Annotated in this window: 18 protein-coding genes, 1 pseudogene and 1 riboswitch; of the genes and pseudogenes, 8 read left to right on the top strand and 11 right to left on the bottom strand. The window is 67.8% G+C overall.

Features of this window, described 5'->3' with window-relative positions:
- Positions 1–711, top strand: a 711-nt coding sequence (locus tag A5681_RS22525; RefSeq protein ID WP_156738103.1) for an HNH endonuclease signature motif containing protein, incomplete at its 5' end; no start/stop codon positions are given.
- On the opposite strand, the gene A5681_RS22520 is transcribed toward A5681_RS22525, so the two are convergent.
- The 3 genes from A5681_RS22520 to A5681_RS22510 are packed head-to-tail and all read right to left on the bottom strand — an operon-like array spanning position 712 to position 3,960.
- Positions 712–1,446 carry a class I SAM-dependent methyltransferase gene (locus A5681_RS22520; protein WP_067280728.1) on the bottom strand — a complete coding sequence of 245 codons (735 nt, stop codon included), beginning with the start codon at positions 1,444–1,446 and terminating at the stop codon, positions 712–714. It abuts the gene before it with no gap.
- The gene (gene metX / locus A5681_RS22515; protein WP_067280724.1) at positions 1,443–2,582 is read right to left on the bottom strand and encodes a homoserine O-acetyltransferase MetX; all 1,140 of its coding nucleotides are present in this window, start codon (positions 2,580–2,582) and stop codon (positions 1,443–1,445) included. Before metX ends, A5681_RS22520 begins: the two co-directional genes overlap by 4 nt.
- A gap of 10 nt (positions 2,583–2,592) precedes the next feature.
- Entirely contained in the window at positions 2,593–3,960 is a 1,368-nt protein-coding gene (locus A5681_RS22510) for a bifunctional o-acetylhomoserine/o-acetylserine sulfhydrylase (RefSeq protein ID WP_067280721.1), read from the bottom strand.
- A gap of 40 nt (positions 3,961–4,000) precedes the next feature.
- Positions 4,001–4,122: riboswitch (SAM riboswitch) on the bottom strand.
- A gap of 147 nt (positions 4,123–4,269) precedes the next feature.
- On the opposite strand from A5681_RS22510, the gene A5681_RS22505 reads away from it, so the two are divergent.
- Together A5681_RS22505 and A5681_RS22500 are read left to right on the top strand one after the other, a co-directional pair.
- Entirely contained in the window at positions 4,270–6,507 is a 2,238-nt protein-coding gene (locus tag A5681_RS22505) for an NADP-dependent isocitrate dehydrogenase (RefSeq protein ID WP_067280718.1), read from the top strand.
- Between the two features lie 33 nt (positions 6,508–6,540).
- Positions 6,541–7,767: an NADP-dependent isocitrate dehydrogenase gene (locus tag A5681_RS22500; protein ID WP_067280715.1), complete on the top strand. Its 1,227-nt coding sequence runs from the start codon at positions 6,541–6,543 to the stop codon at positions 7,765–7,767.
- On the opposite strand, the gene A5681_RS22495 is transcribed toward A5681_RS22500, so the two are convergent.
- Positions 7,760–8,557 (bottom strand): alpha/beta fold hydrolase, encoded by a 798-nt coding sequence (locus A5681_RS22495; RefSeq protein ID WP_067280726.1) that lies wholly within the window; start codon positions 8,555–8,557, stop codon positions 7,760–7,762. The two genes, A5681_RS22500 and A5681_RS22495, sit on opposite strands and share 8 nt — an antisense overlap.
- A gap of 245 nt (positions 8,558–8,802) precedes the next feature.
- Between A5681_RS22495 and trpS the strand changes: the two genes are divergently transcribed.
- Together trpS and yhjD are read left to right on the top strand one after the other, a co-directional pair.
- On the top strand, positions 8,803–9,822 hold the full coding sequence (gene trpS, locus A5681_RS22490) for a tryptophan--tRNA ligase (protein WP_067280711.1): 1,020 nt from the start codon (positions 8,803–8,805) through the stop codon (positions 9,820–9,822).
- Between the two features lie 7 nt (positions 9,823–9,829).
- Positions 9,830–10,858 (top strand): inner membrane protein YhjD, encoded by a 1,029-nt coding sequence (gene yhjD, locus A5681_RS22485; protein WP_067280703.1) that lies wholly within the window; start codon positions 9,830–9,832, stop codon positions 10,856–10,858.
- On the opposite strand, the gene nagA is transcribed toward yhjD, so the two are convergent.
- A complete protein-coding gene (gene nagA / locus A5681_RS22480; protein WP_067280702.1) occupies positions 10,855–11,988 on the bottom strand; it encodes an N-acetylglucosamine-6-phosphate deacetylase in 1,134 nt (377 codons plus the stop codon). The genes yhjD and nagA overlap by 4 nt on opposite strands.
- Positions 11,979–13,316, bottom strand: a complete 1,338-nt coding sequence (locus A5681_RS22475; protein WP_067280699.1) for a sugar porter family MFS transporter — start codon at positions 13,314–13,316, stop codon at positions 11,979–11,981. Before A5681_RS22475 ends, nagA begins: the two co-directional genes overlap by 10 nt.
- A 145-nt stretch (positions 13,317–13,461) precedes the next feature.
- Here A5681_RS22475 and A5681_RS22470 point away from each other — a divergent pair, with 145 nt between their 5' ends.
- Complete coding sequence (locus tag A5681_RS22470; protein WP_067280697.1) at positions 13,462–14,781, top strand: hypothetical protein; 1,320 nt, start codon at positions 13,462–13,464, stop codon at positions 14,779–14,781.
- Here A5681_RS22470 and A5681_RS22465 read toward each other — a convergent pair.
- The 4 genes from A5681_RS22465 to A5681_RS22450 form a co-directional block, all read right to left on the bottom strand.
- The gene (locus A5681_RS22465) at positions 14,778–17,669 is read right to left on the bottom strand and encodes an RND family transporter (RefSeq protein WP_067280695.1); all 2,892 of its coding nucleotides are present in this window, start codon (positions 17,667–17,669) and stop codon (positions 14,778–14,780) included. The genes A5681_RS22470 and A5681_RS22465 overlap by 4 nt on opposite strands.
- On the bottom strand, positions 17,666–18,103 hold the full coding sequence (locus A5681_RS22460) for an MmpS family transport accessory protein (RefSeq protein WP_067280693.1): 438 nt from the start codon (positions 18,101–18,103) through the stop codon (positions 17,666–17,668). The genes A5681_RS22465 and A5681_RS22460 overlap by 4 nt, the downstream gene beginning before the upstream one ends.
- 111 nt (positions 18,104–18,214) lie before the next feature.
- Positions 18,215–18,553: a hypothetical protein gene (locus tag A5681_RS22455; RefSeq protein WP_067280691.1), complete on the bottom strand. Its 339-nt coding sequence runs from the start codon at positions 18,551–18,553 to the stop codon at positions 18,215–18,217.
- Between the two features lie 32 nt (positions 18,554–18,585).
- Positions 18,586–19,827: a D-alanyl-D-alanine carboxypeptidase family protein gene (locus tag A5681_RS22450; protein WP_067280690.1), complete on the bottom strand. Its 1,242-nt coding sequence runs from the start codon at positions 19,825–19,827 to the stop codon at positions 18,586–18,588.
- A 202-nt stretch (positions 19,828–20,029) separates the two neighbouring features.
- Here A5681_RS22450 and A5681_RS22445 point away from each other — a divergent pair, with 202 nt between their 5' ends.
- Positions 20,030–20,266, top strand: a complete 237-nt coding sequence (locus A5681_RS22445; protein ID WP_197498693.1) for a hypothetical protein — start codon at positions 20,030–20,032, stop codon at positions 20,264–20,266.
- 97 nt (positions 20,267–20,363) lie between these two features.
- A pseudogene (locus A5681_RS22440) lies at positions 20,364–21,566 on the top strand (MFS transporter); the annotation flags it as partial.
- Between the two features lie 23 nt (positions 21,567–21,589).
- Here A5681_RS22440 and A5681_RS22435 read toward each other — a convergent pair.
- Complete coding sequence (locus A5681_RS22435; protein WP_067280681.1) at positions 21,590–24,442, bottom strand: RND family transporter; 2,853 nt, start codon at positions 24,440–24,442, stop codon at positions 21,590–21,592.
- Between the last annotated feature and the right edge of the window lie 84 nt (positions 24,443–24,526).

The raw sequence follows: 24,526 nt of genomic DNA, 5'->3' as shown, positions 1-24,526 counted from the left end.
TCCCACGAGGCGGTGCTGGCCAAACTCGCCGCCCCGGGCATGTGCAACCCGGCCGACGACACCCCCTGCGTGGACGGCGCCCCCAGCCAAGACGCGATCGACCGCGACGCCCGCTCGGCGGCCCAACGCAACCACGACGCACTGCTGGCAGCCAACCGGGCGCTACTGGCCTCAGGAAAACTCGGCCGGCACAACGGCTTACCCGCCTCCATCATCATCACCACCACGCTGCAAGATCTCGAGGCCGCCGCCGGCACCGGCCGCACCGGCGGGGGCACCCGCCTGCCGATCAGCGATGTCATCCGCCTGGCCCGCCACGCGCACCACTACCTGGCCGTCTTCGACAACGCCAAACCCGTGGCCCTCTACCAGACCAAACGGCTAGCCTCCCCCGGCCAACGCATCGTCCTCTACGCCCACGACCGCGGATGTTCAGCGCCGGGCTGCACCGTGCCCGGCTACCTGTCGGAGGTCCACCACGTCACCGACTACGCCAAAACCCGGCGCACCGACATCGACGACCTCACCTTCGCCTGCGGACCCCATCACCGCCTGCTCAAACCCGGCGGCTGGAGCACCCGCAAAAACACCACCGGCCACACCGAATGGATCCCACCCCCACACCACGACCGCGGCCAACCCCGCACCAACACCTTCCACCACCCCGAGAAGCTGCTACGCGGTGAAGACGACGATGACGACGCGGCATAGCTAACCGGTCAGCGTCGCCCGGATGCACTCGGTGACGTAGGGGAGCGCGAGCCCCGTCGAATTCGCCAGCGCCGGATGGGTGGCGAGCAACTCACGCACCTGGTCCAGCGTCCTGGTGCGGACCTCGGTCGGCGAGGTGATGCAGTAGCTGCGCGACGCGACCAAGTCGATCAACGCTTGCGGCGTAAGGTAATTCGTCCACTCGACCTGGTGGCGCTCCGGCTCGCTGAACGACTCGGACAGCGTGACGTCGAAGCGGCCGCGGTCACCGTCGGAACCGATGATCTCGCCCAGCTCCCGCACCCAGCCCAGCCGCTCGTCGCGGGTGTTCCACACCAGGCCCAGACGCCCGCCCGGCCGCAGCACGCGGGCCACCTCCGGGATGGCGCGCTCGGGATCCACCCAGTGCCAGGCCTGCGCGACCAGCACCACGTCAACGCTGTTGTCCGGCAAGGGAATCCCTTCCGCGGTGCCGAGCAGCGCGCGGGTCTCCGGCAGCGAGGAGCGCAACACCTCCAGCATGTCGGGAATCGGGTCGACGGCGACGACGTCCAACCCGCGTTCCACCAGCCGGGTCGTCAGCTTGCCGGTACCCGCGCCCAGGTCCAGCACCTGGCGCGCGCCGCGCGGCAGCAGCCAGTCGATGGCCTCCGGGGGATACGACGGGCGTCCCCGCTCGTAGGCGGCCGCCGCCGACCCGAACGACAGCGAGCGGTCATGGCGAGAGCGGGTCACCGCCGACACGTGCCTTCGGCCTCGCCCGGGTGGAGGGCCAGATCCAGCGTCTTGCGAATCAGCTCGCCGACCGCCTCGGATTCCACCAGGAAGCCGTCGTGCCCGCAGATCGACTCGACGACCTCCAGGCCGCCGCAGCCGGGCAGCAGCTCGGCAAGCTCCTCCTGCAACCGCAGCGGGTAGAGCCGGTCGGAGGTGATGCCGCCGACCACGGCGGGCACCGGGCAACCGGTCAGGGCCTTGCGCACACCGCCGCGTCCCCGGCCGACGTCGTGGCTGTTCAGCGCCTCGGTCAGGGTCACGTAGCTGCCCGCATCAAAGCGGGCCACCAGCTTGTCGCCCTGATGCTCCAGGTAGCTCTGCACGGCGTAGCGGCTGTCCGCGCCGCCCTGCTTGTCGTTGCCGAACCGGGTGTCGAGCTCGGTCTCCCCGCGGTAGGTCAGATGCGCGAAGCGCCGGGCGATCGTCAGGCCGGTGTCCGGGGTGCGGCCGCTGTCGTGGTAATCGCCGCCCTGCCAGTTCGGGTCGGCCTTGATGGCCGCGATCTGCGTGGTCTGAGTGCCGATCTGGTCCGCGGTCGCGCGGGCGCCGACCGCCAGCAGCAGCCCGGCCCGCACCCGGCTCGGGTGACCGACCATCCACTCCAAGGCCCTTGCGCCGCCCATGGACCCACCAACAACCGCGGCGACCTCGTTGATTCCCAGCGCGGAAAGCGCGGCGATGTCGGCCTCCACCTGGTCGCGCACCGAGATAATCGGAAACCTTGAGCCCCAAGGCTTTCCGTCCCGGGCCAGCGAGCTGGGTCCGGTGGAGCCGCGGCAACCGCCCAGCACGTTGGTGGCCACGGCGCACCAGCGGTCGGTGTCGATCGGCGCGCCCGGCCCGGCAACCCCGTCCCACCAGCCGCCGGTGGGATGACCGGGTCCGGCGGGTCCGGTGATGTGGGAGTCACCGGTCAGCGCGTGCAGCACCACCACCACGTTGTCGCGAGTCGGCGACAGCTCGCCCCAGCGCTGAACGGCGATGCACACATCGTCGATCACCGCGCCGCTCTCGGTGGTCAGCGAGCCGATGTGCACCAGGCCGATCTCGCCCTCGGCGGGCAGCGCCTGGGTGGGAACGTCGGAGATCGTCATGCCCGGGCCCTTAGAACGCCGCCACGGCTTGCGGGTCGGCGCCCGAGGTCTCGGCGTTCGCGCCGTACTTGCGGGCCGCCGCGAAACCGAGCTCCAGGTCGGCCAGGATGTCGTCGATGCCCTCGATCCCGACGGCCAGCCGCACCAGCCCCGGCGTCACGCCGGTGGCCAGCTGCTCCTGCGGGCTCAGCTGGGCGTGCGTGGTGGACGCCGGGTGGATCACCAGTGAGCGCACGTCGCCGATGTTGGCGACGTGGCTGTGCAGCTTGAGCGCGTTCACGAACGCCTTGCCGGCCTCGACGCCGCCGGCCAGCTCGAAGGCCAGCACGGCGCCGGTTCCCTTGGGCGCCAGCTTCTTCGCGCGCTCGTGCCACGGCGAGCTTGGCAGGCCCGCGTAGTTCACCGACAGCACGCCGTCGTGACCCTCGAGGAATTCGGCGACCCGCTGCGCGTTGGCGACGTGCCGCTCGACGCGCAGGCTCAGGGTCTCGATGCCCTGGGCAACCAGGAAGGCGTTGAACGGCGAGGCGGCCGACCCGAGGTCGCGCAACAGCTGCACCCGCGCCTTGAGCGCGTAGGCCGGCGGCCCGAGTTCGGCGAACACCACCCCGTGGTAGCTCGGGTCGGGCGTGGTGAAGCCGGGGAAGCGGCCCTGCGTCCAGTCGAAGGTGCCCCCGTCGACGATGACACCGGCGATCGCCGAGCCGTGCCCGCCGAGGTACTTGGTGGCCGAGTGCACCACGACGTCGGCGCCGTGCTTGAACGGCTGGATCAGGTACGGCGTCGCGATCGTGTTGTCGACGATCAGCGGTATCCCGTTGGAGTGGGCCACCCTGGCCACCCCGGGGATGTCCAGCAGATCGATCTGCGGGTTGGAGATGGTCTCGCCGAAGAACGCCTTGGTGTTGGGCCGCACCGCTGCCTGCCAGGAGTCCAGATCGTCGGGATCGTCGACGAAGCTGACCTCGATGCCGAGCTTGGCCAGCGAGTAGTGGAACAGGTTGTAGGTGCCGCCGTAGAGCCGCGGGCTGGAGACGATGTGATCTCCGGCACACGCGAGGTTCAGTATGGCGAAGGTCTCAGCGGCCTGTCCGGAGCTCAGGAAGAGCGCGGCCACACCGCCCTCGAGGGCGGCGATGCGCTGCTCGACGACGTCGGTGGTCGGGTTGCCGATCCGGGTGTAGATGTTGCCCGGCACCTCCAGCCCGAACAGGGCGGCGGCATGGGTGGTGTCGTCGAACGTGTACGACGTGGTCTGGTAGATCGGCAGGGCGCGGGCGTTGGTGGCCGGGTCCGGGTGCTGACCGGCGTGCACCTGCCTGGTCTCAAACGACCAGCTCGCGGTCGGATCGCTGTCGGTGCTGATGGCATCGCTCATGGAAAGCTTCCCCTGTCTGGCTCAGGGGCCCGTCATGGCGGACCCGCGCTTGCCGGATAGCCGGTGCTATGGCTACTCAACCTGGTCATCACCCGGGGCACCCCACCGCGGTTGGAGGGTTGCCGGCCAGCAAGCCGGGGCTTGATGCTGGCGCTCATGACCAATACGAAGATTAGCTTACTGTGCCAACTGGACGCCAACGGCAGGTCGACACCTGTCCAAACGCCCTTGATAACGTGGCAGGAAGAACGCTGAGCCCCCCAGAGATCTGACCGATATTCGAGGATTTTGACGCCGGGAAGAGGGACCGTGAGCGCCGAACAACCGACCGTCATCTACACACTGACAGACGAAGCGCCGTTGCTGGCGACCTACGCGTTCCTGCCGATCGTGCGCGCCTTCGCCGAGCCGGCGGGCATCAAGATCAAGACCAGTGACATCTCTGTGGCCGCCCGGATCCTCGCCGAGTTTCCCGACGAGCTGACCGAAGAGCAGCGGGTTCCGGACAACCTGGGCGAGCTGGGCGAGCTGACGAAGCTGCCGGATACCAACATCATCAAGCTGCCGAACATCAGCGCCTCGGTGCCCCAGCTGATCGCCGCCGTCAAGGAGCTGCAGGACAAGGGATACAAGGTCCCGGACTTCCCGCAGAGCCCGAAGACCGACGAGGACAAGGAAATCCGGGCCCGTTACGGCAAGTGCCTGGGCAGCGCGGTCAACCCGGTTCTGCGGCAAGGCAACTCGGACCGTCGCGCGCCCAAGGCGGTCAAGGAGTACGCGCGCAAGCATCCCCACAGCATGGGGGCGTGGTCGCCGGCTTCGCGCACCCACGTCGCCACCATGCGGCACGGCGACTTCTATCACGGCGAGAAGTCGATGACGCTGGACCGCGACCGCAACGTGAAGATGGTGCTGGAGACCAAGAGCGGGGAGACCCTCGAGCTCAAGCCCAAGGTCGAGCTGCGCGACGGCGACGTGATCGACTCCATGTTCATGAGCAAGAAGGCCCTGGTCGAGTTCTACGAGGAACAGATGCAGGACGCCTACGAGACCGGCGTGATGTTTTCGCTGCACGTCAAGGCGACGATGATGAAGGTCTCGCACCCGATCGTGTTCGGCCACGCCGTCAAGGTCTTCTATAAGGACGCGTTCGCCAAGCACCAGGAGCTCTTCGACGAGCTCGGTGTCAACGTCAACAACGGATTGGTCGACCTCTACAACAAGATCGAGTCGCTGCCCGCCTCCCTGCACGAGGAGATCATCCGCGACCTGCACGCCTGCCACGAACACCGCCCCGAGCTGGCGATGGTCGATTCGGCCAAGGGCATCACCAACTTTCATTCCCCCAGCGACGTGATCGTGGACGCGTCGATGCCGGCGATGATCCGCGCGGGCGGCAAGATGTGGGGCGCCGACGGGCGGCAGAAGGACACCAAGGCCGTCAACCCCGAGTCGACCTTCTCCCGCATCTACCAAGAGATCATCAACTTCTGCAAGACCCACGGGCAGTTCGATCCGACGACGATGGGCACCGTCCCCAACGTCGGCCTGATGGCGCAGCAGGCCGAGGAATACGGCTCGCACGACAAGACCTTCGAGATCCCCGAAGACGGCGTCGCCAACATCGTCGACATCGACAGCGGGGAAGTGTTGCTCACCCAGAACGTGGAGGAGGGCGACATCTGGCGGATGCCGATCGTCACCGACGAAGCGATCCGGGACTGGGTCAAGCTGGCGGTCACCCGGGCGCGAAACTCCGGCATGACGGCGGTCTTCTGGCTGGACACCGAACGGCCGCACGAGGTCGAGCTGCGCAAGAAGGTCAAGGCCTACCTCAAGGAGCTCGACACCGAGGGCCTGGAGATCCAGATCATGCCGCAGGTGTGGGCCATGCGGTACACGCTGGAGCGCGCGATGCGCGGGCAGGACACCATCGCCGTGACCGGAAACATCCTGCGCGATTACCTCACCGACCTGTTCCCGATCCTGGAGCTGGGCACCAGCGCCAAGATGCTGTCCATCGTCCCGTTGATGGCCGGGGGCGGTATGTACGAGACCGGGGCGGGCGGTTCGGCGCCCAAGCACGTCCACCAGCTGCTCGAAGAGAACCACCTGCGCTGGGACTCCCTCGGTGAATTCCTGGCTCTGGGAGCGTGTTTCGAAGACATCGGCATCAAGACCGACAACCCGCGGGCCAAGATCCTGGGCAAGACGCTGGACGCCGCGATCGGCAAGCTGCTGGAGAACAACAAGAGCCCGTCGCGCAAGGCCGGGGAACTCGATAACCGCGGCAGCCAGTTCTACCTGGCGCTGTACTGGGCGCAAGAACTCGCGCAATCCGACGACGAGGAGCTGCGCGAGCACTTCGCCGCGCTGGCCGACGAGTTGAGCCGCAACGAAGACACCATCGTGGCCGAACTCGCCAAGGCGCAGGGCGAGACCGTCGACATCGGTGGGTACTACTACCCGGACAGCGAGAAGACGACGGCAGTGATGCGGCCGAGCAAGACGTTCAATGAAGCGCTGGACGCTTCGCACAGCTCGTAAGCTTCAAGGGCCGCGAGATAGGGAGTTGACCCGATGTCCACCGACAAGATCAAGGTCAAGGGCCCGGTTGTAGAGCTCGACGGTGACGAGATGACCCGGGTCATCTGGAAGTTCATCAAAGACCTGCTGATCTTGCCGCACCTGGATATCCACCTGGACTACTACGACCTCGGTATCGAGAACCGTGACCGCACCAACGACCAGGTGACCATCGACGCCGCGTACGCCATAAAGAGGCACGGCGTGGGCGTCAAGTGCGCGACGATCACCCCCGACGAGGCCCGCGTCTCCGAGTTCAACCTGAAGAAGATGTGGCTGTCGCCCAACGGCACCATCCGAAACATTTTGGGCGGCACCATCTTCCGCGAGCCGATCGTGATCTCCAACGTGCCGCGCCTGGTGCCGGGGTGGACAAAGCCGATCGTGATCGGCCGGCACGCGTTCGGCGACCAGTACCGGGCGACGAACTTCAAGGTCGACAAACCCGGCACCGTGTCGATCACGTTCACGCCGTCCGACGGCAGCGAGCCGATGGTGCACGAGGTGGTGTCCATTCCCGAGGACGGCGGCGTCGTGATGGGGATGTACAACTTCAAGGAATCCGTCCGGGACTTCGCGCGCGCCTCGCTGGCGTACGGCCTGAACGCCAAGTGGCCGGTGTACCTGTCCACGAAGAACACCATCCTCAAGGCCTACGACGGCATGTTCAAGGACGAGTTCCAGCGCATCTACGACGAGGAGTTCAAGGACAAGTTCGAGGCCGAGGGGCTGACCTACGAGCACCGGCTGATCGACGACATGGTGGCCGCCTGCCTCAAGTGGGAGGGCGGGTACGTGTGGGCCTGCAAGAACTACGACGGTGACGTCCAGTCCGACCTCGTCGCGCAGGGCTACGGCTCACTGGGGCTGATGACGTCGGTGCTGATGACCGCCGACGGGAAGACGGTGGAGGCCGAGGCCGCGCACGGCACCGTCACCCGGCACTTCCGCCAGTACCAGGCCGGCAAGCCGACGTCGACGAATCCGATCGCCTCGATCTTCGCCTGGACGCGCGGGCTGCAGCACCGGGGCAAGCTGGACGACACCCCCGAGGTGATCGAGTTCGCGCAGACGCTGGAGACCGTGGTCGTCGAAACGGTCGAGAGCGGGAAGATGACCAAGGACCTGGCCATCCTCATCGGGCCGGACCAGGAATGGCAGCAGAGCGAGGAGTTCCTCAACTCGATCGCCGAAAACCTGGAAAAGAAGCTGGTCAGCTAGCCGAGGGGTTGGCGCCCCGGCTCTCGGCGGTGCATTGGTCGAGAAACTCGATGATCAGTTCGGCGACCCGCTCGGGCGCCTCGAACATCGGGATGTGTCCCACGCCGTCGAGCTCGGTGACCTGGTGGTCGTCGGGCAGGTGCGTGGTGAAATGCCTGCTGAACCGCGGTGCGGGCACGATCCGGTCCTTTTCGCAGATCACCAGGTGCGCGGGCACGGCGTTCTCGGCCAGCTCCTGCAGGCCGTGCAGCAGCAGCGACTTGACCAGCAGCTGGAAGTAGGCCGGGCAGTGGGCCACGTCGTCGATGCAGCCGAGCAGTTGCTCGTCGGTGACCCCGTCGGGCCGTGCGCTGATCGCGTAGGTGGCCAGCTGACGGCTGAACGGCAGGCGCATCACCTTCGGTCCGAACAGCCAGGCGAGCACCAGCAGCGGGATGCCCAGGATGAACTTGGCGATCACCTCGAACTTGGCCGGGCTCCATCGCGTCCAGCCGCCGGCGGGGGCGATGCCCATGACGCTGCGCGCCCGGCCGCGCCGCTCGAGTTCGAACGCGACCCAGCCGCCCAGCGAATTGCCCACGATGTGGGCGGTGTCCCAGCCCAGCTCGTCCAGCTGCTGCTCCACGTGGTCGGCCAGGACGGCCGACGACAAAAACCAGGTCCCCGCGGGGGGCCCGCCGTTGTGGCCCGCCATCGTCGGCGCGAACACCTCATACCGTCCGGTGTCGGCCAGCCGGCGGGCGACGTCGTCCCAGACCGCCTGGGACAGCAGGAACGGGTGCAGCAGCAGCACCGGCTCGCCCGAACCGAGGTGGATAGGCGGCCGCGTCCCCGTGTTGCTGTTCGTCCTCTTGCTCCCCATACCGCCGACATTAAATGCGGTACCGCCGGTACCGCAAGCGAGCGGGACGCGGGTGGGGCGCCGCCCGCTCGCGAGCGTGAAGCTGGCCGCACACTCGGCGGCGAGTGTGAAGCTAGCCGCACACTGGCGGTGGCGGGTGCCCGCAACGGCCCGCGTGAAAAGATCGGTGCATCATGAGCACCGCTACCGGATCCGGCCGGATTTTCTCCGGCGTGCAGCCCACCTCCGACTCGCTCCACCTGGGGAACGCGTTGGGTGCGATCACGCAGTGGGTCGGGCTGCAGGACGATCACGAGTGCTTCTTCTGCGTGGTCGACCTGCACGCCATCACCATCCCCCAGGATCCCGAGGCGCTGCGCCGCCGGACCCTGGTTACGGCCGCCCAGTACCTGGCGCTGGGCATCGACCCCGCCCGCAGCACCATCTTCGTGCAGAGCCACGTGCCCGCCCACTCGCAGCTGGCCTGGGTGCTGGGCTGCTTCACCGGCTTCGGCCAGGCCTCGCGCATGACGCAGTTCAAGGACAAGTCGGCCCGCCAGGGCGGCGACTCCACCACCGTGGGCCTGTTCACCTATCCGGTGCTGCAGGCCGCCGACGTCCTGGCCTACGACGCCGAGCTGGTTCCGGTGGGCGAGGACCAGCGTCAGCACCTCGAGCTGGCGCGCGACGTGGCGCAGCGGTTCAACAGCCGGTTCCCCGACACGTTCGTGGTGCCCGACCTGCTGATCCCCAAGGTCACCGCCAAGATCTACGACCTGCAAGACCCGACGTCGAAGATGAGCAAGTCCGCGGCCACCGACGCCGGCTTGATCAACCTGCTCGACGATCCCGCCGCGTCCGCCAAGAAGATTCGTTCGGCGGTCACCGACAGCGAGCGCGAGATCCGCTTCGACACCGATGCCAAGGCGGGCGTGTCGAACTTGCTGACCATCCAGTCGGCGGTCACCGGCGTGGGCATCGACAAGCTCGTCGAGGGTTACGCCGGGCGGGGTTACGGCGACCTGAAGAAGGACACCGCCGAGGCGGTCGTCGAGTTCGTCGGCCCGATCAAGGCCCGCGTCGACGAATTACTGGCCGACCCAGCCGAATTGGAGGGCGTGCTTGCGGCCGGGGCGGAGCGCGCCGAGGATGTCGCCGGCAAAACCGTTCGGCGGGTCTACGATCGGCTGGGGTTCCTTCCGCAGCGAGGATGAGTTCATCATGAGCGAGCCGGCCAAGGCAGGCCTCCTCGACCGGCTGCGGGCCCGGCACGGCTGGCTGGACCACGTCGTCCGCGCCTATCAGCGCTTCGACGACCGCAATGGCGGGTTCTTCGCGGCCGGCCTGACCTACTACACGATCTTCGCGTTGTTTCCTTTGCTAATGGTCGGTTTCGCGGCCTTCGGGTTCATCCTGGCCCGGCGCCCGGAGTTGCTGAAGACGATCGACGACCACATCCGGTCCCAGGTGACCGGCGCGCTGGGGGACCAGCTGCTAAACCTGATGAACTCCGCGATCGCCGCGCGGGCGTCGGTGGGTGTGATCGGCTTGGCCACCGCGCTCTGGGCGGGTCTGGGCTGGATATCGCATCTGCGGCAGGCGTTGACGGAGATGTGGTGGGACGAGCGCATCGAGTCGCCCGGCTTCGTGCGCAACAAGCTCTCCGATCTGCTGGCCATGCTCGGGACGTTCGCGGTGATCATGGCCACCGTCGCTTTAACCACGATCGGCCACGACGCGCCGTTGACGGCGTTGCTCAAATGGCTTGGCCTACCGCAACTGGTGGTATTCGACTGGCTCTTCTGGCTGCTGTCGATCGTGATCTCGACGGCGGTGTCGTGGTTGCTGTTCGCCTGGATGATCGCGCGGCTGCCGCGCGAGAAGGTCAGCCTGACCGATTCGATGCGGGCCGCGTTGATGGCGGCGGTCGGGTTCGAGGCTTTCAAGCAGGTGGGATCGCTGTACCTGCGGGCGGTGCTGCGCAGCCCCGCGGGCGCCACCTTCGGCCCGGTGCTGGGTCTGATGGTGTTCGCCTACATCACCTCGTATCTCGTGCTCTTCTGCACGGCGTGGGCGGCGACGGCCTCCGATCACCCGCGCACCCGCCGCATCGCCCCGCCCCCGCCCGCGATCATCGCCCCGCGCGTGCAACCGGACGACGGGATCAGCACCCGCCAGACGCTGACCGCGATGGCCATGGGAGCCGTTGGCGCGCTGGCCCTTTCGCGCGTGACGCGGCGGCGGCGTTAGCCACCCACCCGCCAACGGCCGGCGAGCATGACCGCCGCCACCCGCAGATCGCCGTCCAGCACAACAAGATTCGCGTCGTAACCGGCGCGCAGGCAGCCCACCCGCTCGAGGCCGAGCGCCCGCGCCGGGGTCCCTGAGGTCGTCAGCGCCGCGGCCGCGAGGCCCGCGTCGGCGTGGATGTTGCGAAACAGCCGGTCCATGGTGGCGGTGCTGCCCGCGATCGTCGACGTCCCGCGCACCCGCGCGACACCGGAGACGACGTCGAGCGCCACCGCGCCCAGGCGAAACGCCCCGTCTCCGCGGCCGGCCGCGGCGATGGCGTCGGTGACCGCGGCGACCCGGTCGGGCCCGGCGGCCGCGATCACCGCGTCCACGACGGCCGGGTGCACGTGCACGCCGTCGGCGATCAGCTCGACGGTGACCCCGGGGTGGCGCAGCAGGGCGAGCACCGGCCCCGGCTCGCGGTGGTGCAGCGGCGGCATCGCGTTGAACAGGTGGGTGCCGACCGTGGCGCCCAGCGCGATGGCACGTTCGGCCTGCTCGTAGATGGCGTCGGTATGCCCCACCGCCACAACGACTCCGGCGCCGCGAAAGCGCCGGATCGCTTCGTCGGCACCGGGCAGCTCGGGGGCCAGCGTCACCATCCGGATCGCGCCACCGCCCGCGGCCAGCACGGCGTCGATCTCGGCGGGATCCGGGGCGCGCAGCTGGGCGGGGTCGTGCGCGCCGCAGCGGGCCCGGCTCAGCCACGGCCCCTCCAGGTGGATGCCGGCGATGGTGCCGCGCCGGGCTGCTGCGGCGAGCGCGCGCACCCCGGCGAGCAACTCCGCCGGCGCGGCGGTCACCAGGCTGGCGAGCGTCGTCGTGGTGCCGTGCCGCAGATGGAATTCCGCCGCGCCGGCGATGCCGTCACCGTCGGTGGGGCCGTCGGTGTAGGACGCCCCGCCGCCGCCGTGCACGTGCATATCGACGAAGCCGGGCACCACGGTGCCGTCGGGGAAGTCGGCGTCGGCAGGACGGGGCGGGGACCCGGCGCCGCACGCCAGGATCCGCGGCCCGTCCGTCTCGAGCCATCCCGGCCGGCGGACCCACCCGTCGAGCACCATCGTGCCCGCGGCGATCATTCCCATCGGCCGCCGTTTTCCCAGAAGTGCCGGATCTCCTCGAGCTGGCGGCCCTTGGTCTCCGGCGCATACCGGTAGACGACGACGAACGCGACCACCGCCAGGGCCGCGAACACCGCGAAAGTCCCCGCGCCGCCGAGCGAATGCAGCATGGTGAGGAAGACGGCGGCGACGATCGCGTTGGCCACCAGGTTCGAGGTGAGCATCGTGCTCGACCCGATGGACCGCAGCCGGGACGGGAAGCTTTCGCTGGCGTAGACCCAGCCCAGGGAGCCGAAGCCCATCGTGTAGCCGATGATGAACAGCACGATGCCGGCGAATCCGAGGATCGCCCCGCCGGTGCCACGCCCGAACACGGCCATCAGCACGACGTCGGCGGCGATCATCATGGCGATGCCGGACAACAGGATTGGGCGCCGGCCCAGCCGGTCGACCAGTAGCAGCGACGCGCCCACGGCCGCCAGCCCGGCGACCTGAACCAGGGCCGGCAGCCCCAGCAGCGCGAAGTTTCCGGTGAAGCCCATGGCCGCGAAGATCCGTGGGCTGTAGTAGATGATCGCGTTGATGCCGGTGATCTGGATCAGAAAGCCCAGCGTGATCACGAAGGCGGTGGCGCGCGAATACGGCGGCCGCAGCATCTCCGACCAGCCGCCGCCACCCTCGTTCAGCGCGCGGCCGATCTCGGCGAGTTCCTCGTCGACGCGGGCGGTGGGCTCGACGCGCAGCAGGGCGCGGCGGGCCTCGTCGAGGCGGCCCTTGAGCACGTACCACCGCGCCGTGTCGGGCGCGCGAATCAGCAACGGCACCAACACGATCGCGGGCACGGCGGCCAGCCCCAGCATCCAGCGCCAGCTGTGCGATCCGGCGAGCAGGTAACCGGTCAGGTATCCGACGATCAGCCCGCTCACGATGGTGAGCTGATAGGCCGTCAGCAGCGAGCCGCGCACCGCGGTCGGGGCGGACTCCGCTACATACACCGGCACCACCACCACGGCCACGCCCAGCGTCAGGCCGAGCAGGAGGCGGGCCGTCAACAGCATCGGCAGGGAAACCGACAGCGCGCCCAGCAGGGCGAACGCCGCGTAGGCGATCAGGAGCAGCACCACCGACTTCTTCCGGCCGATCGCGTTCGCCAGCACGCCCGCGCCGAGCGCCCCGGCGATCTGCCCGATCACCACCATCGTCGTAAGCAGTTCCTGCTGGCGCGTGGACAGCCCGAAGTCCTCGGTGACGTACAGCTGCGCGCCGGCGATGATGGACAGGTCGTAGCCGTAGATGAGGCCCACGCTCGCGGCGGTCAACGCGACCGGTAGGCCGCGCCGGGCGTTGGTCATCTGCGTGAGTTTAGTGTCGCGCTCCGCGTGCGCCCCGGGTCCTCAGTGGGCTCGTTGTCCCCCGATCGGGGGACCCCACAATTCCACCCGCGGCGTCCGATCGGTGGATGTTTCCCACTCTTGACCGGACCTACATTCTTTTGTTATGTCGATCACATTGGCACCGGCCCCGGCGGAGAAAAGCCCGTTCGGGCGGCTGCTGTCGCAGGGCACGCTGTACACCGCGGGGATGCAGCTCAGCAATTGCGCCGTCGTGCTCCCCGTGATCTGCGCGCACCAGGGCCTCAGCTGGGCGGCCGGTCTGATCTTCCCGGCGTACGGAATGGGCGCGCTCACCGGAAATTCGATCTCGCCGGCGGTCCTGCAGCGGTCGGGCCGGATGCGCCACCTGCTGCTGGCGGCCGTCGGGGCGACCGCGGCGGCCATGCTCATGCTCGACGCTTTCATTCCCTGGACGGGCATGTTGACCGCCGCGGTGTTCCTGCTGACGTGCGTGGTCAGCGGAATCGTCGTCGGGATCGGCTGCGTCGGCTACCCCGACCTGGTGTCCAACAAGCTGTCGGCGTCGCGGCGGGGCGAACTGTTGCTGATCCAGGGGGCCATCGGGTCGGTGCTGGCCACCGGCGTCACCCTGTTGGTCGTGCCGATGCTGGCGCACGGCAACCAAATGGCCTATCGCCGCGACCTGCTGTGGCTGGGCGCCGTCGGTCTGGCCGCGTCCGCCATCGCGGCGCTGTTCGTCGGGCCGATGCGATCGGCTTCGGTCACCAGCCGGATGTCCGTGCGGGACACCTACCGCCAAGGCTTCGCGGTCGCCCGGTCCCAGTCGTGGTTCCGCCGGTACGTGCTCACGTACCTGTTGTTCGCTCCGGTCAACCTCGGCACCTTCTTCTACACCTTGCGCGCCGCCCACCACCACGGCAGCCTGCACGTGCTGATCGTCCTGTCCAGCGTCGGGCTGGTCCTCGGTTCCACGTTGTGGCGCAGGGCTTTCCGCATCTTCGGCGTGCGCGGCATGCTGCTGGGCAGCGCCCTGCTCAGTGTCGCCGCCATCGTGCTGTGCATGGCGGCCGAGTCGAGCGGCCAGTGGTCCCACGCGTGGGCGTACGGCACGGCCTTCTTCCTGGCGACCGTGGCCGCGCAGGCCATCTTCCCCTCGAGCGTCTCGTGGATCAGTGTCGTCGCCGCCGAAGAGCACCGGGGGACACTGATCGGCTTCGCCTCGACGCTGTACAACGTCGCGTCGGCGGTGCTGGGAGTCGCCCTCGGCGCGATCGCCCAAATGCACGGCACGATCTGGCCGGACGTCGTCATGCTGGCGCTGACCGGCGCCTCCGTCCTGGTTTCGCTCGGCGCGCCGGCGTCCGAGGCGCCGCGGGCGGTCGTGCGCCGCATGCGCACCGTGGCGAGCCCGGAGCGGCCGCAAACGGCGATGGCGCCGGCGCTGAGCCTGCAGGCCGCCTAGGGCCGCGCCGCCTCAGGGGATTTCTCGGGGGGCGTGAGCAGCAGGGCGCGCACCAGCCGTCGTGGCCCGGTGGGCCGCAGCATCTGGCTGGCCGGGCGGGGCCGCACCCGTAGCGGCCACCAGAACCAGCGCCCGAGCAGCGCGGCGATGGACGGCGTCATGAACGAGCGCACGATCAGGGTGTCGAAGAGCAGGCCCAGGCCGATGGTGGTGCCGATCTGGCCGATGATGCGCAAATCGCTGAACACGAACAGCGACATCGTCACCGCGAAGACCATGCCGGCGGCGCTCACCACTCCGCCGGTGCCGGCCATCGCCCGGATGATGCCCGTGTTCAGGCCGGCGCCGATCTCCTCTTTGAGCCGGGAGATCAGCAGCAGGTTGTAGTCCGACCCGACCGCCAACAGCAGGATCACCGACATCGCCTGCACCAGCCAGTACAGGTCGATGCCCAGGATGTCCTGCCACAGCAGGACCGACAGGCCGAAGGAGGAGCCGAGGGACACCAGCACCGTCCCGACGATGACCAGCGCGGCGATCAGGCTGCGGGTCACCAGCATCATGATGATCAAGATGAGGCTGATGGCGGCCACCCCGGCGATCAGCAGATCGTAGAAGGCGCCCTCTTGGATGTCCCGGTACGTCGAGGCGGTGCCGCCCATCGAAATCGCCGCGCCCTGCAGCGGGGTCCCCTTGATGGCCTCTTTGGCCGCCAGCTGGATCGGCTCGACGCGCGAGATGCCTTCGGGCGTCGAGGGATCGCCGTCGAGGCCGATGATGAAGCGGGCCGCCTTGCCGTCCGGAGACAGGAACATCTTCAGGCCGCGCTGGAAGTCCGGGTTGTCGAAGGCCGACTGCGGCAGGTAGAACGAGTCGTCGACCTGAGCGGCGTCGAAGACCCGGCCCATCGCGCCGGGGTCCTTGCTGTTCATGTCCTGTTCCTTATAGAAGGACAACAGGGTGCCGTGCCAGACGACCAGCATGTCGCGCATGATCGTCATCGTCGAAATCATCGGCAGCATCTGCGCCCGCATCTCCGGCAGCAGCCGGGTGAGCACGTCGAGATCCTTGACGAGGCCCTCCAGTTTCTGGCTCAGCTGGTCGACGTTGTCGAACGTGTCGAACACCGACCGGATCGCCCAGCACACGGGGATGTCGAAACAATGCCGCTCCCAATAGAAATAGCTGCCTATGGGGCGGAGGAAATCCGACAGGTCCGCGAGGTGATCCCTGATGGTGTCGGTGGTGTCCGACATGTCGTGGGTCAGGCGGTCCATGTCGACGGTGTTGTCGACGATCTGTCCCATCAGGTCGTACATGTGCTTCATGGTTTCGATGGACACGGTCATGGCCTGCTGCTGCACCACCATGTCGTCCAACCGGTCCTTCATGAATTGCATGTTCTCGGCATTGGAGACGCCTTGCATGCTGATGATGAAGGGGATCGAGGTGTGTTTGATCGACGTTCCCAGCGGCCGGGTTATCGATTTCACCTGAGCGATTCCGGGGCTGTGAAAAATGGATTTGGCGACCTTGTCCAGGACCAGCATGTCGACCGGGGTGCGCATATCGTGATCGGTTTCGAGCAACAGCACATCGGGGTTCAGCAGGGCCTGCGAGAAGTGCCGGCCCGCGGCCCTGTCCCCGACGAGCGATGGCATGCTTGCCGGCATGAATCCGCGCAGATCGTAGGTCGTGCGGTAACTGGGCAGGGCCAGCAACCCGATGAACGCCACCGCGCAGGTCGCCGCCAGCACCGGGCCGGGCCAGCGCACGATCGCGGTGCCCACCCGGCGCCATCGCCGGGTGGCCATCCTCCGTTTGGGGTCGAAGAACCCGAAGAAGCTGGCGACGGTGAGCGCCGCCGGTCCGAGCGTCAGCGCGGCCAGCACGGCGACCAACATGCCCACCGCGCAGGGCGGGCCGAGCGACTTGAAGTACGGCAGCCGGGCGAAGCTGAGGCAATACATGGCGCCGGCGATGGTCAGGCCGGAGCCCAGGATGACGTGCGCGGTCCCGTGAAACATGGCGAAGAACGCGGCTTCTCGATCCTTGCCCGCGTAGCGGGCCTCGTGGTAGCGGCCGAGCATGAAGATGGCGTAATCCGTGCTGGCGGCGATGGCCAGCAGCGTGAGCAGGTTCACCGCGAAGGTGGAGAGGCCGAAAACGTTGTGCGAGACCAGGAAACTGACCACCCCGCGAATCGCGCCCAGCTCGATCCCGACCATGGCGAGGACGAGAATCGTGGTGATCACGGACCGGTAGATGAAGAGCAACATCGCCGCGACCACCACACCGGTGATCAGGGTGACCCTCGCGATGCTTTTGTCGCCGGCCTCCGATTGATCGGCGATCATCGCCGTCATGCCGGTCACATACGCCTTGAGCCCCGGCGGCTTCGGTGTGGTGTCCACGATGTGCCGCACGGCGTACACCGAGTTGTACGCCGCGGTTTCGCTTTTGCCGGCGAGGTAGACCACGACGTAGGCGGCCTTGTCGTCGGGGCTTTGCGATCCGCCCGCGGTCAAAGGGTCGCTCCAGAAGTCCTGGATGTGCGCGACATGCTTGGTGTCGGCCGAAAGGCGTTGCAACAGTTGGCTATAGAAGCGGTGGGCGTCGTCGCCGAGGGGCTTGGTGTCCTCGAGCACTATCGTGGCGACGTTGTCGGAGCCGGACTCGCCGAACACCTTGCCCACGCGCTTGAGCGCCTGGATGGAAGCGCCGCCCGCGGGGCTCATCGAAACCGAGTGCGCTTTGCCGACCGCTTCCAGCTGCGGGATCGCGATGTTGAGGACGGCGGTGAGCCCCAGCCACAACAGGACGATCGGCACCGCGAACCGGCGGATCAGCTGCGGAAACCGCGGGGGACCGGCGGTCGGCTCGCTCATCCGGCGTTGACCTGGCAGAAGGTGAGCGCCTTCGGTCCGGTCTCGGACCGCTCGTCCTTCGTTGCGCCGTTCACCATGATGCGGCAGCCGATCTCGCCGCCGTCGCTTTGCGCCAACAGGTTGACGGTGACCGACGTCAGCGTCGTCGTCAGCGTTTGCGACCACGGCAGCGGAATGTTTTCCAGCCGTTGCACGCGCGCGTCGGGATCCAAATAGGCGATCCTCGCGGTCGCGGCGGGGCCGAAGACTTCATAGGTCACGCGTTTCGGGTCGAACAATGGATCCTCGAGATCGGCCTTGACCCTGACGACCGGGTGCCCGTGAACACCGAACATGCTGTGCAGGCGATAGATACCGAATGCCGCGACAGCGGCAATGGCGATGACGGCCAGCAGCAACCACATTCGCTTCACGGCTCTGGTGACCGAATTCATTTTTACCCTCGCGCTTTGCCCCGAGTCGCAATAACAATTCGATGTTTGGTTGCGTTAGCGAGTTAGAGGCTACCGTCGGTGCGCTAAAGCATTGGGGCTTTCAAATAATCGTTATGTGGCTTTGCCGGTCCGCAGCCGATCGCGCAGCACCTTGATGACACGGTCCGGGTCGTCGGGGCTGATGCATGCCCGCACCCGGCGCCCGACGTCGAACACCAGAAGCGTTTGCTTGCGGCCCCGGCGGAGGTCCAGCGGGAACCAGTAGCGCGGGTCGCCGGCGCCCCAGATGCGCCCCTTGCCGCTGTTCCAGGTCATCTGCTTGGACTTGACGCCCTGGATGTCGCTGTACGCGATCCGCTTCGGGTTGGCAAACGGGAAGTAGTAGCGCCGAATGGTGATGCCGTCCTCGTCGAGCCTGAGGCCGGGGTCCTCATACAGGACTTCACTCATCCGCAAGACGGTGCCACAGCAAACTTCTACGGTCAACGGTGCTGCGGCCGGCGGTTCATTGCGCGCGCCACCATGATCAGGCTGAACACGATGATCGTTCCGATGACGGCGACGCCCACCCGGACCGGCAGCGCGTCCGCCGAGGGGATGAGCGCGGCCGCCTCGGCGCCGTTGCCCTGCCGGTCGGCGGCGCTGTCGCGTTTGGCCGGCGCGAGCGAGGGATCGGGTTCGATGAGGTTGCCGACCTGGGTGCCCTGCGGCGTGCTGAAGCCGTAGTCCAGCAGGTGCGCCGCCTGCTCCCACGGGGCGATCGGCTGCCGCGTCCCGTGCAGCAACACGGCCATCAGGCGGCGCCCGTTGTGGTTGGCGGCGCCCACGAAGGTCTGGCCGGCGTCGTCGGTGTAACCGGTCTTGCCGCCCAAGGCGCCGGGGTACTTGTAGAGCAACTGGTTGTCGTTCTCCAGTTCGTAGCCGGGGTGGTCGCCGTGGCCGGGGAAGTCGAACGTGCGCGTCGCGACGATGTCGGCGAAGGTGGGGTTCTGCCAGGCGTAGCGGTAGAACAGGCCGATGTCGTAGGCCGACGTGCTCATGCCGGGGCCGTCCAGCCCCGACGGCGTCGCGACCCGGGTGTCCTTGCCGCCGAGCTTGGCGGCAAGCACGTTGATCTTCTCGACGGCTTGCTGCATGCCGCCGAGCTGCATGGCCAGCGCGTGCGCGGCGTCGTTCCCGGAGTGCATCAGCAGGCCGTGCAGCAGCTGGTTGACGGTGAACACCCCGCCTTCCTCGACGCCGACCTTGGTGCCTTCGGCGGCCGCGTCGTCGGCGGTGCCGGGCACCGACTTGTTCAGGTTGAGCGCGTTGATGGACGCCATCGCGATCAGCACCTTGATGATGCTGGCGGGGCGGTGACGGCCGTGCGGGTCCTTGGCCGCCACCACCGCGCCGCTGTCCAGGTCGGCCACCAACCACGCGTCGGCGGAGACGTCGGTCGGCAGCGGCGGCGTGTCGGGGGCGGCGACGATGCCGCAACTGCCCAGCGCCTCGCCGCCGACCGGCTTCGGCGGCACCGCCAGCGGGATCGGCGGTTCGCCGGCCTGCGGAACCTCCGACGAGTCGACCGCGGGCGGGGTGTTCACCTTGAAGGGGCAATTGGCGGTGGCGGCGTTGGGCTCGGCGCCGGGCTCGGCGCCGGCGATCGGCGCGGCGAAGGCCGCCGGGGCGGCCGCCACGAAAAGGGCCGCTGCCAGGCACGACGCGGGGCGTAGGAAGTCCATTGCTTGTGCACATTAGGCGATCGCGGGCGCGATTCGAGGGAGCCGCGCTGTGACTGGTGGGGCACAAGTTGCGGGACGGTCGCCCCGCCCCGGTCGTCGAGGGGCGTGCCGACGCCCTACACTTGCGGCTATTCCAAACGGTGGGTTGTGGTCTCGGCTGCGGGGTTCCCGCGATGGTGGCGGCGCGGCTGGCCCGCGACCGTTGAAACAGCTGATCAAGCAGGTCGAGAAGGCGACGCAGGTGCGCCGCTCCGGGCTCGACCAGGTGTTGACCGAGCTGCAGGCGCACCGTGACGCCGCACCCGGTGGCGAGCTGCGTTCCGCGCTCGCCTGGCTCTGCAACGCCGTGTCGCGGTTCTCCGGCGAGCCGAGTACCGCGCGCGCCCGGGAGGTGTCGCTGGCCGCCTACGAGGTGAACCGGATCCTCGCGGCCGGCTAGACCGCCGCCCGTTCCCCCGATCGGGGGACACGCAATTCGTCCGGTGGTATCCGATCGGAGGATAGTTCTGCCTGCTCAGCGACCATAAAGTCGGTTCATGGCCGTGATGTTGGAGGGGGCTGCAGCGCAGACGAACCCGTTCCCGCGCCTGCCTTCGCAGGGGGCGTTCTACACGGCGGGGATGCAGTTCAGCAACGGGGCTGTGGTGCTGCCCTTCATCTGCGCACACCTTGGGCTGACCTGGCTGGCCGCGCTGCTGTTCCCGGCGTACGGCCTCGGCTCCATCGTCGGCAATTCCGTGTCACCGGCGGTGCTGCGGCGAGTGGGCCAGATGCGGCACCTGCTGCTGGCGGCGATGGCCGCGAGTGCGGCCGCGTTGATCCTGTGCGATTCGGTGATTCCGTGGAACGGCCTGCTGGCGGCGGCCGTGTTCCTGCTGACCAGCGCCGGTGGCGGAGTGCTGGTCGCGGTCTCCAACGTCGCCTACCCCGACACGGCCTCCGGTGGGTCGGCGCTGAAGCTGTTGATGATCCAGGGGGCCATCGCTTCGGTGGTGGCCACGATCGCCGCGCTGTTCGTCGTGCCGGGGTTGGCCACCGGCGACAAGATGGCGCTGCACCGCGATCTGCTGTGCCTGGGCGCGTTCGGACTGGCCGCGGCCGGCTTCGCGGCGCTGTTCGTCGGCCCGGCGCGCTCCGCTCCGACCGCCCCGAGGATGTCCGCGCGCCCCACCTACCGGCAGGGCTTCGGGCTCGCTCGCACCCAGCCGTGGTTTCGCCGCTACGTGATCACGTACCTGTTGTTCGCCCCCGTCACGCTGGGCACCACCTTCTACGCCCTGCGTACCGCGCAACTGAGGGGCAGCTTGCACGTGCTGGCGTTCCTTTCCAGCAGCGGACTGGTCATCGGTTCCGCGTTGTGGCGCAAGGTCTACCAGCTGTTCGGGGTGCGCGGCATGATGCTGGGCAGTGCCCTGCTCAGCGCCGTCGCCGCCGTGCTGTCCATCGTGGCCGAGTCGTGCGGGCAGTGGCCCCACACGTGGGCCTACGGCACGGTGTTCCTGCTGGCGACGGTGGCGGCCCAGGCCGTCTTCGCCGCGGCGATAGCGTGGATCGGCGTGGTCGCCGCCGAACCCCACCGCGGCACGCTGATCGGTTTCTGCTCGACGCTGGTTGCCGTCGAAACCACGGCGCTTGGAGCCGCCCTCGGCGGGATCGCCCAGAAGCACTCCGCCATCTGGCCGGTCGTCGTCGTCCTGATCCTGACCGTCGCGGCCGCCGCCGCCGCACTGGGTGCACCGGCGGCCAGGCCACGGGGTGCGGCCTAGCGCCGCGCCGCGTCAGGGGATTTGTCGGCGGGGGTGAGCAGCAGGGCGCGCACCAGGCGGCGGGCCGCGTAGGGCCGCAGCATCTGGCTGGCGGGCCGCGGGCGCACGGGTTGCGGCCACCAGAACCAGCGTCCGAGCAGCGCGGCGATGGACGGCGTCATGAACGAGCGCACGATCAGGGTGTCGAAGAGCAGGCCCAGGCCGATGGTGGTGCCGATCTGGCCGATGATGCGCAAATCGCTGAACACGAACAGCGACATGGTGACCGCGAAGACCATGCCGGCGGCGGTCACCACTCCGCCGGTGCCGGCCATCGCGCGGATGATGCCCGTGTTCAGGCCGGCGCCGATCTCCTCTTTGAGCCGGGAGATGAGCAGCAGGTTGTAGTCCGATCCGACCGCCAACAGCAGCATCACCGACATCGCCAACACCAGCCAGTACAAGTCGACGCCGAGCAGGTCCTGCCAGACGAGCACGGACAGGCCGAACGACGACCCCAGGGACAGCAGCACCGTCCCGACGATGACCGCGGCGGCGATCACGCTGCGGGTGACGATCAGCATGATGATCAAGATGAGGCTGATCGCGGCGACGACCGCGATCAGCAGGTCGTAGAGGGCGCCCTCCTGCAGGTCTTTGAACGTCGCGGCCACACCGCCCATCGAGATCGCCGCGCCCTGCACCGGGGTTCCCTTGATGGCCTCCCTGGCCGCCCGCTGGATCGGCTCGACGCGCGAGATGCCCTCCGGCGTGGCGGGATCCCCTTCCAGGGAGACGATGAAGCGGGCCGCCTTGCCGTCGGGAGACAGGAACATCCTCAGGACCCGCTGAAAGTCCGGGCTCTCGAAGGCCGACTGCGGTAGGTAGAACGATTCGTCGACGTGAGCGGCCTCAAAGACCCGGCCCAGTTCGCCGGGGTCTTTGCTGTTCATCTCCTGTTCCTTGCCGAAGGACGCGAGGGTGCCGTGCCAGACGACCAGCATGTCGCGCATGATCGTCATCGTCGACAGCATCGGCAGCAGCTGCGCGCGCATCTGCGGCAAAAGGTTGGTCAGGACGTCCATGTCCTTGGCGAGGAATTGCAGCTTCTCGCTGAGCTGATCGATGTTGTCGAAGGTGTCGAATACCGACCGTATTGCCCAGCACACGGGGATGTCGAAACAATGCCTCTCCCAATAGAAATAGCTGCCGATGGGTCGGAGGAAATCCGAGAGGTCGGAAAAGTGATCCCGGATGGTGTCGGTGATGTCCGACATGTCGTGCGTGAGCCGATCCATATCGGCGGTGTCGTCGACCATTTCGCCCATCAGTCGATACATGCGCTGCATCGCCTCGATCGAGGCGTCCATCGCGTGCTCCTGGATCACCATGTCGTTCAGTCGGCCGTTCATGAATTGCATGTTCTCGGCATTCATCACGCTTTGCATGCTGAGGATGAACGGAATCGACGTGTGCCTGATGGGCGTTCCCAGCGGCCGGGTGATGCCCTTCACCTGCGCGACGCCCGGGCTGTGAAAGATGGCCTTCGCGACCTTGTCGAGCACCAGCATGTCCACCGGATTGCGCATGTCGTGGTCGGATTCGATCAACAGCACCTCGGGGTTCAGCCGGGCACGCGAGAAGTGCCGGCCCGCGGCCGCGTCCCCGATCAAGGACGGCATGTTGGCGGACATGAATCCGCGCAGATCGTAAGTCGTTTGGTAGTTCGGCAGCGCTAGCAGGCCGATGGACGCCACCGCGCACGTCGCGGCGAGCACCGGACCGGGCCAGCGCACGATCGCGGTGCCCACTCGGCGCCAGCGCCGGGTGTTCAGCCTTCGCTTGGGATCCAAGAGCTTGACCGAGCCGGCGGTGGCCAGCACCGCGGGCCCGAGCGTGAGCGCGGCGAAGACCGCAACCAACATGCCGATGGCGCACGGAGCGCCGAGCGTCTTGAAATACGGCAGCCGGGCCAGGCTCAGGCAGTACATGGCGCCGGCGATGGTCAGGCCCGAGCCCAGAATCACGTGCGCGGTCCCGTGAAACATGGTGTAGAACGCGGCTTTTCGGTCTTCACCCGCGTAGCGGGCCTCGTGGTAGCGGCCGAGCATGAAGATCGCGTAGTCCGTGCTGGCGGCGATGGCCAGCAGGGTGAGCAGGTTGGTGGCGAAGGTCGAAAGCCCGAAAACGTTGTGGTAGGCCAGGAATGCGACGACACCGCGAATCGCGCCCAGGTCGATGCCGACCATGAGCAGCACGAGAACCATGGTGGCCACGGAGCGGTAGATGAAGAGCAACATCGCCGCGATCACCAACGTGGTGATCAAGGTGACCCTGGCGACGCTTTGGTCGCCGGCCTCGGTCTGGTCGGCGATCAGCGCGTACGGGCCGGTGACGTACGCCTTGACCCCGCGCGGCGCCGGCGTGCCGTCGACGTCGTGCCGGACGGCGTGAACCGCGTTGTATGCCTGCGTTTCGTTGTTGCCGACCAGGTACACGACGACGTACGCGGCCTTGCCGTCCGCGCTTTGCGATCCCGCCGCGGTCAGCGGGTCGCTCCAGAAGTCCTGGATGTGCGCGACGTGCCGGGTGTCCGCCGAGAGCTTGCGCATCAGCTCGCTGTAGAACCGGTGCGCGTCGGCGCCGAGGGGCTTGTCGGCTTCCAGCACGATCGTGACCGCGGTGTTGGAGTCGAACTCACCGAATACCTGGCCGATGTGCTTGATGGCCTGAACGGCGGCCGCGTCTTTCGGGCTCAGCGACACCGAGTGGGCCTTTCCGACCGCTTCCAGCTGCGGGATGGCGAGATTGAGGAGTGCGGTGAGGCCCAGCCACAACAGGACGATCGGCACCGCGAAGCGGGCGATCATCCGCGGCAGAATCGGCGCTGTGCCGGCCGATCCGTCCCCTGGTCCGGTCTTCACCCTGCCGCGGCTCCTTCAAGAGGTTCGGCT

Origin of the sequence: Mycobacterium scrofulaceum (assembly GCF_001667885.1) — a bacterium.
GTDB lineage: Bacteria > Actinomycetota > Actinomycetes > Mycobacteriales > Mycobacteriaceae > Mycobacterium > Mycobacterium scrofulaceum_C.
This window is presented reverse-complemented; position numbering and strand designations above follow the sequence as displayed.

Bases quoted from the DNA above. Each gene is read 5' to 3' on its own strand.
- metX (WP_067280724.1), bottom strand. From the start codon at position 2,582: ATGACGATCTCCGACGTTCCCACCCAGGCGCTGCCCGCCGAGGGCGAG.
- A5681_RS22510 (WP_067280721.1), bottom strand. From the start codon at position 3,960: ATGAGCGATGCCATCAGCACCGACAGCGATCCGACCGCGAGCTGGTCG.
- A5681_RS22500 (WP_067280715.1), top strand. From the start codon at position 6,541: ATGTCCACCGACAAGATCAAGGTCAAGGGCCCGGTTGTAGAGCTCGAC.
- trpS (WP_067280711.1), top strand. From the start codon at position 8,803: ATGAGCACCGCTACCGGATCCGGCCGGATTTTCTCCGGCGTGCAGCCC.
- yhjD (WP_067280703.1), top strand. From the start codon at position 9,830: ATGAGCGAGCCGGCCAAGGCAGGCCTCCTCGACCGGCTGCGGGCCCGG.
- nagA (WP_067280702.1), bottom strand. From the start codon at position 11,988: ATGGGAATGATCGCCGCGGGCACGATGGTGCTCGACGGGTGGGTCCGC.
- A5681_RS22475 (WP_067280699.1), bottom strand. From the start codon at position 13,316: ATGACCAACGCCCGGCGCGGCCTACCGGTCGCGTTGACCGCCGCGAGC.
- A5681_RS22470 (WP_067280697.1), top strand. From the start codon at position 13,462: ATGTCGATCACATTGGCACCGGCCCCGGCGGAGAAAAGCCCGTTCGGG.
- A5681_RS22465 (WP_067280695.1), bottom strand. From the start codon at position 17,669: ATGAGCGAGCCGACCGCCGGTCCCCCGCGGTTTCCGCAGCTGATCCGC.
- A5681_RS22460 (WP_067280693.1), bottom strand. From the start codon at position 18,103: ATGAATTCGGTCACCAGAGCCGTGAAGCGAATGTGGTTGCTGCTGGCC.
- A5681_RS22455 (WP_067280691.1), bottom strand. From the start codon at position 18,553: ATGAGTGAAGTCCTGTATGAGGACCCCGGCCTCAGGCTCGACGAGGAC.
- A5681_RS22450 (WP_067280690.1), bottom strand. From the start codon at position 19,827: ATGGACTTCCTACGCCCCGCGTCGTGCCTGGCAGCGGCCCTTTTCGTG.
- A5681_RS22435 (WP_067280681.1), bottom strand. From the start codon at position 24,442: ATGATCGCCCGCTTCGCGGTGCCGATCGTCCTGTTGTGGCTGGGCCTC.